The organism is Candidatus Streptomyces philanthi (assembly GCF_059553635.1).
This window is the reverse complement of record NZ_JCANQV010000263.1, coordinates 1-8,411: the sequence shown is the minus strand read 5'-3', so window position 1 is coordinate 8,411 and position 8,411 is coordinate 1. Positions and strand designations below refer to the sequence as shown.

9 protein-coding genes are annotated in these 8,411 nt (G+C 71.8%); all 9 read right to left on the bottom strand.

Annotation, left to right across the window (positions count from 1 at the left end):
* Window positions 1-976 (bottom strand): protein translocase subunit SecF (secF, locus tag AC51EU_RS23920; RefSeq protein WP_496269112.1); only part of this gene is annotated, 976 nt, incomplete at its 3' end.
* A 1-nt stretch (window position 977) separates the two neighbouring features.
* Complete coding sequence (gene secD / locus AC51EU_RS23915; protein ID WP_496269111.1) at window positions 978-2,705, bottom strand: protein translocase subunit SecD; 1,728 nt, start codon at window positions 2,703-2,705, stop codon at window positions 978-980.
* Between the two features lie 148 nt (window positions 2,706-2,853).
* Complete coding sequence (yajC, locus tag AC51EU_RS23910; protein WP_496269110.1) at window positions 2,854-3,309, bottom strand: preprotein translocase subunit YajC; 456 nt, start codon at window positions 3,307-3,309, stop codon at window positions 2,854-2,856.
* A gap of 161 nt (window positions 3,310-3,470) precedes the next feature.
* Window positions 3,471-4,550 carry a Holliday junction branch migration DNA helicase RuvB gene (gene ruvB / locus AC51EU_RS23905; RefSeq protein ID WP_496269109.1) on the bottom strand — a complete coding sequence of 360 codons (1,080 nt, stop codon included), beginning with the start codon at window positions 4,548-4,550 and terminating at the stop codon, window positions 3,471-3,473.
* A 66-nt stretch (window positions 4,551-4,616) separates the two neighbouring features.
* Window positions 4,617-5,234: a Holliday junction branch migration protein RuvA gene (gene ruvA / locus AC51EU_RS23900; RefSeq protein WP_496269108.1), complete on the bottom strand. Its 618-nt coding sequence runs from the start codon at window positions 5,232-5,234 to the stop codon at window positions 4,617-4,619.
* Window positions 5,231-5,803 (bottom strand): crossover junction endodeoxyribonuclease RuvC, encoded by a 573-nt coding sequence (gene ruvC / locus AC51EU_RS23895; RefSeq protein ID WP_496269107.1) that lies wholly within the window; start codon window positions 5,801-5,803, stop codon window positions 5,231-5,233. The genes ruvA and ruvC overlap by 4 nt, the downstream gene beginning before the upstream one ends.
* A gap of 114 nt (window positions 5,804-5,917) precedes the next feature.
* A complete protein-coding gene (locus tag AC51EU_RS23890; protein WP_496269106.1) occupies window positions 5,918-6,670 on the bottom strand; it encodes a YebC/PmpR family DNA-binding transcriptional regulator in 753 nt (250 codons plus the stop codon).
* 97 nt (window positions 6,671-6,767) lie between these two features.
* A complete protein-coding gene (pdxT, locus tag AC51EU_RS23885; RefSeq protein WP_496269105.1) occupies window positions 6,768-7,355 on the bottom strand; it encodes a pyridoxal 5'-phosphate synthase glutaminase subunit PdxT in 588 nt (195 codons plus the stop codon).
* Between the two features lie 37 nt (window positions 7,356-7,392).
* Window positions 7,393-8,304 (bottom strand): pyridoxal 5'-phosphate synthase lyase subunit PdxS, encoded by a 912-nt coding sequence (gene pdxS, locus AC51EU_RS23880; protein ID WP_496269104.1) that lies wholly within the window; start codon window positions 8,302-8,304, stop codon window positions 7,393-7,395.
* Window positions 8,305-8,411 lie beyond the last annotated feature (107 nt).

Genomic DNA, 8,411 nt, shown 5'->3' with positions numbered 1-8,411 from the left:
GGGCCTCGGCGGCGGCGCGCTTGGCCTTGACGCGCCGGGCGAGCGCCTTGATCTGCGGCTCGCCGTTCTTCAGGTCGGCGACCAGCGGGGTCGCGATGAAGATCGACGAGTAGGCGCCGGCGGCGAGACCGACGAACAGGGCCAGCGAGATGTCGTTGAGCATGCCGGCGCCCAGGAAACCGCCGCCGACGAACAGCAGCCCGGCGACCGGGAGCAGCGCCACGACGGTGGTGTTGATCGACCGCACCAGGGTGCCGTTGATCGAACGGTTGGCGACCTCGCTGTAGGTGAAGCGGGTCTGCCGGGTGATCCCGTGGGACGCCTCCTTGAGGCTGTCGAAGACGACGACCGTGTCGTAGAGGGAGTACCCGAGGATGGTCAGCAGACCGATGACGGTGCCGGGGGTGACCTCGAAGCCGACCAGGGCGTAGACGCCGACGGTGATGGTGAGGTCGTGGATCAGCGCGACCAGCGCGGCGACCGCCATCCGCCATTCGAAGGCGATGGCGAGGTAGATCACCACGAGGACCATGAAGATGCCCAGGCCCAGCCACGCCTTGTTGGCGATCTGCTCGCCCCAGCTGGGGCCGACGAGCTGGGTGTTGACGTCCTTGACCGGGACCTTGAGGTCCTTGGCCAGTTCCTCCTGGACGGGCACGGCCTGCTTGGTGTCCATGCCGCTGATCTGGATGCGCAGCGCGCCGCCGCCGAGCTTCTGCACCACGGCCTGGTGGCCGCCGGACGCGGCCTCGGCCTTGTGCCGGGCCTCCTCCGCGGACACCGAGGTCTTGGGGGTGGTGAAGACCGCTCCGCCGGAGAACTCGATGCCCATGTTCAGGCCGCGTACCGCGAGGCCCACGATGGCCGTGATGGTGATGAGGACCGAGATGCCGTACCAGATCTTGCGCTTGCCGATGAAGTCGTAGCCGACCTCACCGCGGTAGAGCCGGGCGCCGAGGTTGCCGAGCTTGGACACCTCACGCCTCCTTCGGGTCGGTGGGGGCGGTGACGCGGCGGCGCGAGCGCAGCGGCGGACGGGCACCGAGACGTTCGGGGTCCAGGCCGGACCAGGAGTGGCCGTCGGCGAAGAACTTCCGGCGGGCCAGGATCGTCATCAGCGGCTTGGTGAAGAAGAACACCACGACGACATCGAGAGCGGTGGTCAGTCCCAGCGTGAACGCGAAGCCCTGCACCTTGCCGACGGTGACGACGAACAGCACGGCGGCGGCCAGGAACGACACGAAGTCGGAGACCAGGATCGTGCGGCGGGCGCGCGGCCAGCCGCGCTCGACGGCCGGGCGCAGCGAGCGGCCCTCGCGGATCTCGTCGCGGATGCGCTCGAAGTACACGATGAAGGAGTCGGCGGTGATGCCGATGGCGACGATGGCACCGCAGACCGCCGGGAGGTTCAGCGCGAAGCCGATGGCCGGGCCGAGCAGCGTCATGATCGTGTACGTGAGGACCGCGGAGACGCAGAGGCTGGCGAGTGCCACCAGGGCCAGGCCCCGGTAGTAGGCGACCAGGTAGACGATGACGAGGGCGAGGCCGATGGCGCCGGCGATCAGGCCGGCGCGCAGCTGCTCGCCGCCGAGCGCCGCGGTGACCGTGGTCTCGTCGTCGATCTTGAAGGAGAGCGGCAGGGCACCGTAGGAGAGCATGTTGCCCAGGTCCTCGGCGCTCTGCTGGGTGAAGCCGCCGGAGATGATGGCGCTGCCGCCGTTGAGGCGCTGGCTGACGCGCGGGTCGGAGACCACCGCGCCGTCCAGGACGATGGCGAACTGGTTCTGCGGCTGCATCTTGGTGGCGAGCTTGCCGGTGATGTCCGCGAACTTCTTGGAGCCGTCGGAGGTGAAGTCCATCTGGACGATCCAGCCCTGGCCGGACTGGCTGTCGAAGACCGCCTTGGCATCCTTGACGTCGGTGCCCTCGACGGCGACCGGGCCGAGCACGTACTTCTGCGTGCCGTCGTCCTTGCAGGCCACGGCCGGTTCGGAGGGCTTGGTGCCGGCGGCCCTCTCCCCCGCGGCGGCGCGGGCCTGCTTGGTGGTGCAGTCCAGGGCCGCGAGCTGCTTCTGCAGGGGGGCGGGGATCTGGTCGCCGCCGGGCGCGGGCGGCGGCGTGGCCGTGCCGCCGGGCTCCGGCTTGTCGGACGGGTCCTTCTTCAGGGCGTCGGTGACGGCGCGCCCCTGGCCGCTCGGACCGGCGTCGGGCGACGGCTTCCCGTCGGCCTTCGGCGCCTTGCCCCCCTCGGTGCCCTTGCCGCCCTTGGTGGCGCCGGGTTCGGGGGTCTTCGCGCCCGCCGTGGTCGTCAGCACGGGGCGGAAGGTGAGCTGGGCGGTGGTACCGACCTGCTGCCGGGCCTGCTTCGCGTCCGTCCCCTTGGGGATGTTCACGATGATGTGGTTGCTGCCCTGGGTCTGTACCTCGGCCTCGGACACGCCCAGACCGTTGACGCGCCGCTCCATGATGCCCGCGGCGGTCTTCATGTTGGTCTCGTTGATCGCGTTGGGCTTGCCCGGCTGGTTCTGGGCGGCCAGCGTGAAGCTGGTGCCTCCCGCCAGGTCGATGCCCAGGCGGGGCGCCGTGGTGCCGGAGGCGAACATGCCTCCGACCAGCGCCACCATCGCGATCAAGATCAGGGCCAGTGCGCGCCCCGGCCTGCCCTGGGCCCGGGGCGCCTTACGGCCCTTTTTGGGTGCTGCCACCTTCTCGAATCTCCCTGTCCAACCCCTCGGCTTCGGGTGTCTGCCGAGCGGCCACGAAGTGGTGTGGGGTCCTGCCCCCGCCGGAGCCTAAACCGTCCGGGAACCGCGGCGCACCGACCGTGGCACGCCGTGGTTCCCCGTGGGCGGACTACTTCGCGTCGGCGTCGCCGGACTTCTTGTCGTCGGCGGCGGCGCCCTTCTCCGCCTTCGCGTCGGCGGCGGCGTCACCCTTGCCCAGGTCGACCGAGGGGCTCTTGTCACCCGATCCGGTGGCGTCGTCGTCACCGGTCAGGGACGAGGCGTCGTCGGGGACGACGGGGTCGGCGCCGTCGATGATGCGGTTGTACTCCTCGTCGGCGAGCACGGCGCCGATCGCGTTCTTGGCGTAGAGGGCGTGGACGCCGGGAGCCACTTCGAGGAGCACGGAGTCCTCGTGGATCTCCTTGACGGTGGCGTACATCCCGCCGATCGTGCGGACGCCGGTGCCGGGCTGCATGCTGTCGCGCATCTCCGCGGCCTGCTGCTGCTTCTTCTTCGCGGACCGCGTCATCAGGAGCATGGCCCCGATGAGGACGATGAAGGGGAGGAGGGACACGATACTCACGGGACGGAAATCCTTCGCACGACCGCGCGAACGCGGTCTGATAACGGGGGTGGGCATGCCGGTCCGTTCGGACGGCATCGGCGGAGTCTAGGCGAGTCCGCACCAGTGGAACAACGCCCAGCATCCCACTGTGGTTCCTCGCCGGGCGAGTGTCCGCGCCGTCACCCTCCGAACAGGCCCTGCTGTCCGCCGGGCGCCGGCTGCTGCGGCGGGGTCATTCCCAGGTGCGTCCAGGCCGCGGGGGTCGCGATCCGGCCACGGGGAGTGCGGGCCAGCAGGCCCTCGCGCACCAGGAACGGTTCGGCGACCTCCTCGACGGTCTCCCGCTCCTCCCCCACCGCGACGGCGAGCGTCGACAGGCCGACGGGGCCGCCGCCGAACAGCTTGAGCAGGGCGGTGAGCACCGCGCGGTCGAGGCGGTCGAGGCCGCGGCCGTCGACCTCGTAGACGTCCAGGGCGCGGGCGGCGGTGGCGCGGGTGATCACCCCGTCGGACTTGACCTGGGCGTAGTCGCGGACGCGGCGCAGCAGGCGGTTGGCGATGCGCGGGGTGCCGCGGGAGCGGCCGGCGATCTCCGCGGCGCCGTCGGGCTCCACCTCGACGCCGAGGAGCCCGGCCGAGCGGTGGACGACGCGCTGGAGGTCGGCGGGGGCGTAGAACTCCATGTGGGCGGTGAAGCCGAAGCGGTCGCGCAGCGGGGGCGGCAGCAGGCCGGCCCGGGTGGTGGCGCCGACGAGGGTGAACGGCGGGAGTTCGAGAGGGATGGCGGTGGCGCCGGGGCCCTTGCCGACGATCACGTCGACGCGGAAGTCCTCCATGGCCATGTAGAGCATCTCCTCGGCGGGCCGGGACATCCGGTGGATCTCGTCGAGGAAGAGGACCTCGCCCTCCTGGAGGGAGGAGAGGATCGCGGCGAGGTCGCCGGCGTGCTGGATGGCGGGGCCGGAGGTGATGCGGATGGGGGCGCCCATCTCGGCGGCGATGATCATCGAGAGGGTGGTCTTGCCGAGGCCGGGCGCGCCGGAGAGCAGGACGTGGTCGGCGGTGGCGCCGCGGGCGCGGGCGGCGCGCAGCACCAGGTCGAGCTGTTCGCGCACCCGTTCCTGGCCCACGAACTCCGCGAGGTCCTTGGGGCGCAGGGCGGCCTCGACGGCGGTGTCCTCGCCGTCGGCGGTGGCCCCGACCAGCCGGTCGGCCGGGCCGAGGGGGGTCTCGTCGTCGGCGGTGTCGTCCCAGTTCACTGCGGTGTGCCTCGTGGGGTCGGGGCGGCCGGGCCGCCTGCGGGGTCGTACGGTCGGGGGCGCGCGCTACCGGGCGCGGTTCAGGGTCCGCAGCGCGGCCCTGAGGAGCTGCGGGACCTGGGGGGTGCCGCCCTCGGCGTGGGCGGCCTCGGCCTGCGGGGCGACGGCGGCGACCGCCTCGTCCGCCTCGCGGGTGGCGTAGCCGAGGCCGATGAGGGCGGCGTGCAGCTGGTCGCTCCAGGCGGGGGTCACGGCGCTGCCGACGCCGGGGCCGGTGCCGACCGGTGCGCCGAGCCGGTCCTTCAGCTCCAGCAGGAGTTTCTGGGCGCCCTTCTTCCCGATGCCCGGGACGGCCGTGAGGGCCTTCTCGTCGCCGGTGGCGACGGCGCGGCGCAGGGCGTCGGGGCTGTGCACGGCGAGCATCGCCTGGGCGAGGCGGGGGCCGACGCCGCTGGCGGTCTGGAGCAGTTCGAAGGTGCGGCGGGCGTCGTCGTCGGCGAAGCCGTAGAGGGTGAGCGAGTCCTCCCGGACGACGAGGGAGGTGGCGAGGCGGGCGGGCTGTCCGACGCGCAGGGCGGAGAGGGTGTCGGGGGTGCACTGGACGGCCATGCCGATGCCGCCGACCTCGACGACGGCGGTGTCGGGTTCGAGGGCCGCGACGGGGCCGGAGACGAAGGCGATCATCGGGTGCCCTTCTGGGGAGCCGCCCGGCGGATGCCGGGGGCGCGGACGGGAGCGGTGCGGCGGGCGGCGGCCTGGGCCTGCTGGAGGCGGTTGACCGCGGGGGCGCGCCAGATGTGGCAGATGGCCAGCGCGAGGGCGTCGGCGGCGTCGGCGGGCCGCGGGGGCGCCGAGAGCCGCAGCAGCCGGGTGACCATGGCGCCGACCTGGTCCTTGCCGGCGCGGCCCGATCCGGTGACGGCGGCCTTGACCTCGCTGGGGGTGTGCAGCGCGACGGGCAGTCCGCGGCGCGCGGCGCACAGCATGGCGACCGCGCTGGCCTGGGCGGTGCCCATGACCGTGCGGACGTTGTGCTGGCTGAAGACGCGTTCGACGGCGACGTACTCGGGGCGGTGCTCGTCCAGCCACTGGTCGATGCCGCGTTCGATGAGGACCAGGCGGTGTGCGATGTCGGCGTCCGCCGGGGTCCGTACGACGCCGACTCCGGCCATGGCCAGCGGGCGTCCGGCCACGCCGTCCACCACGCCGACGCCGCAGCGCGTCAGCCCCGGGTCCACCCCCAGCACCCTCATCGTGCCCCGCCCCTCACCGTTTCGGTCACCTGTTCTGGCAGGTTAGCGGCTGCCACTGACAACGACGGGCCGGCGGGGCGTGTCCCCCGCCGGCCCGTCGTGCGGCTGCGTGCGTCAGGCGTCGACCTTGGCCATGACCTCGTCGGAGACGTCGAAGTTGGCGAAGACGTTCTGGACGTCGTCGCTGTCCTCCAGCGCGTCGATCAGCTTGAAGATCTTGCGCGCGGCCTCTTCCTCCAGCTGGACCTGCATGGTGGGGACGAAGTTGGCGTCGGCCGAGTCGTAGTCGATGCCCGCGTCCTGGAGCGCGGTGCGGACCGCGACCAGGTCGGTGGCCTCGCTGAGCACCTCGAAGGACTCGCCGAGGTCGTTGACCTCCTCGGCACCCGCGTCCAGGACGGCGCCGAGCACGTCGTCCTCGGTCAGCTCGCCCTTGGGGACGATGACGACGCCCTTGCGGTGGAAGAGGTACGACACCGAGCCGGGGTCGGCCATCGAGCCGCCGTTGCGGGTCATGGCGACCCGCACGTCGGAGGCCGCGCGGTTGCGGTTGTCGGTGAGGCACTCGATGAGCACCGCGACGCCGTTGGGGCCGTAGCCCTCGTACATGATCGTCTCGTAGTCGGCGCCACCGGCCTCCAGGCCGGCGCCGCGCTTGACGGCGGAGTCGATGTTCTTGTTCGGCACCGACTGCTTCTTCGCCTTCTGGACGGCGTCGTACAGCGTCGGGTTGCCGTCCAGGTCGGCGCCGCCCATCCGGGCCGCGACCTCGATGTTCTTGATCAGCTTCGCGAAGAGCTTGCCGCGCTTGGCATCGATCACGGCCTTCTTGTGCTTCGTCGTAGCCCATTTAGAGTGGCCGGACATCCGCCTGTCTCCTTCGCGTAAGGATCTGAGAAATGAACGCCTGAGATCCTACCGGGAACGTGCCGGGCCGCCGTACTCCGGCGGCCCGGCACCGGTCTCAGGCCCGGCGTGCCATGTCCACGAAGCGGGCGTGCACACGGTGGTCGCCCGTGAGCTCCGGGTGGAACGACGTGGCGAGGACGTTACCCTGCCGGACGGCCACGATATGTCCACCGTACGTCGCCAGGACCTCCGCGGACGCCCCGACCGACTCGACCCAGGGCGCCCGGATGAAGACGCCCTCGACGGGCCCGCCGGCGACGCCGGTCATCTCGACGGCCGCCTCGAACGACTCGTTCTGCCGCCCGAAGGCGTTGCGGCGCACGATCATGTCGATGCCGCCGAGGGTCTCCTGGTCGGCGCGGGCGTCCAGCAGCTTGTCCGCCACCATGATCATTCCGGCGCAGGTGCCGTAGACCGGCCGGCCCGCGCGGACGAAGTCGCGCAGCGGCTCCAGCATCCCGAAGGCGACGGCCAGCTTGGACATGGTGGTGGACTCGCCGCCCGGGATCACCAGGCCGTCGAGGTCGTCCAGCTCCTCGGGGCGGCGCACCGGGCGCGCCAGGGCGTCCGCCACGGCGAGCGCCGTCAGGTGCTCGCGGACGTCGCCCTGGAGGGCCAGCACACCGATGACGGGAGTGCTCACGCGCCCGCCCCTCTCCGCGTGGTGCTCATCGCCGTCCTCACCAGCCGCGGTTGGCGTAGCGCTCGGCCTCGGGCAGAGTGTCGCAGTTGATGCCGACCATGGCCTCGCCGAGGTTGCGGGAGACGTCCGCGATCACCTTGGGGTCGTCGTAGAAGGTGGTGGCCTTGACGATCGCCGCGGCGCGCTTGGCGGGGTCGCCGGACTTGAAGATGCCGGAGCCGACGAAGACGCCCTCGGCGCCGAGCTGGCGCATCAGCGCGGCGTCGGCCGGGGTGGCGACGCCGCCCGCGGAGAAGAGGACGACGGGGAGCTTGCCCAGCTCGGCGACCTCCTTGACCAGCTCGTAGGGAGCGCGCAGCTCCTTGGCGGCGGCGTAGAGCTCGTTGTGGTCGCAGCCGCGCAGCCGGGCGATCTCGCCCTTGATCTGGCGCAGGTGGCGGACGGCCTCGACGACGTTGCCGGTGCCGGCCTCGCCCTTGGAGCGGATCATGGCCGCGCCCTCGGCGATGCGGCGCAGGGCCTCGCCGAGGTTGGTGGCACCGCAGACGAAGGGGGTGGTGAACGCCCACTTGTCGGAGTGGTTGACCTCGTCGGCGGGGGTGAGGACCTCGGACTCGTCGATGTAGTCGACGCCGAGGGACTGGAGGACCTGGGCCTCGACGAAGTGGCCGATGCGGGACTTCGCCATGACGGGGATCGAGACCGCGTCGATGATGCCCTCGATCATGTCGGGGTCGGACATCCGGGCCACGCCGCCGTCCTTGCGGATGTCGGCGGGCACCCGCTCCAGGGCCATGACGGCGACGGCCCCGGCGTCCTCGGCGATCTTCGCTTCCTCCGGCGTGACGACATCCATGATCACGCCGCCCTTGAGCTGTTCGGCCATTCCGCGCTTGACGCGGGCGGTGCCGGTCTCGGGCTGCTGGGGCGTGGTGGGCGTGCTGGACACAGTTGACCTCACTCGGTGCGGGTGGTGGTGCTTCGCCCCCACCCAACCGTCCGCGTGTTGTCCCGGAAAAGGGCCAATTGCGGGCCGGTGGCCCGTCGTGCCGGGGG

Excerpts from the sequence above, each read along its gene's own strand:
- ruvA (WP_496269108.1), bottom strand. The coding sequence starts at position 5,234 with ATGATCGCCTTCGTCTCCGGCCCCGTCGCGGCCCTCGAACCCGACACC.
- ruvC (WP_496269107.1), bottom strand. The coding sequence starts at position 5,803 with ATGAGGGTGCTGGGGGTGGACCCGGGGCTGACGCGCTGCGGCGTCGGC.
- AC51EU_RS23890 (WP_496269106.1), bottom strand. The coding sequence starts at position 6,670 with ATGTCCGGCCACTCTAAATGGGCTACGACGAAGCACAAGAAGGCCGTG.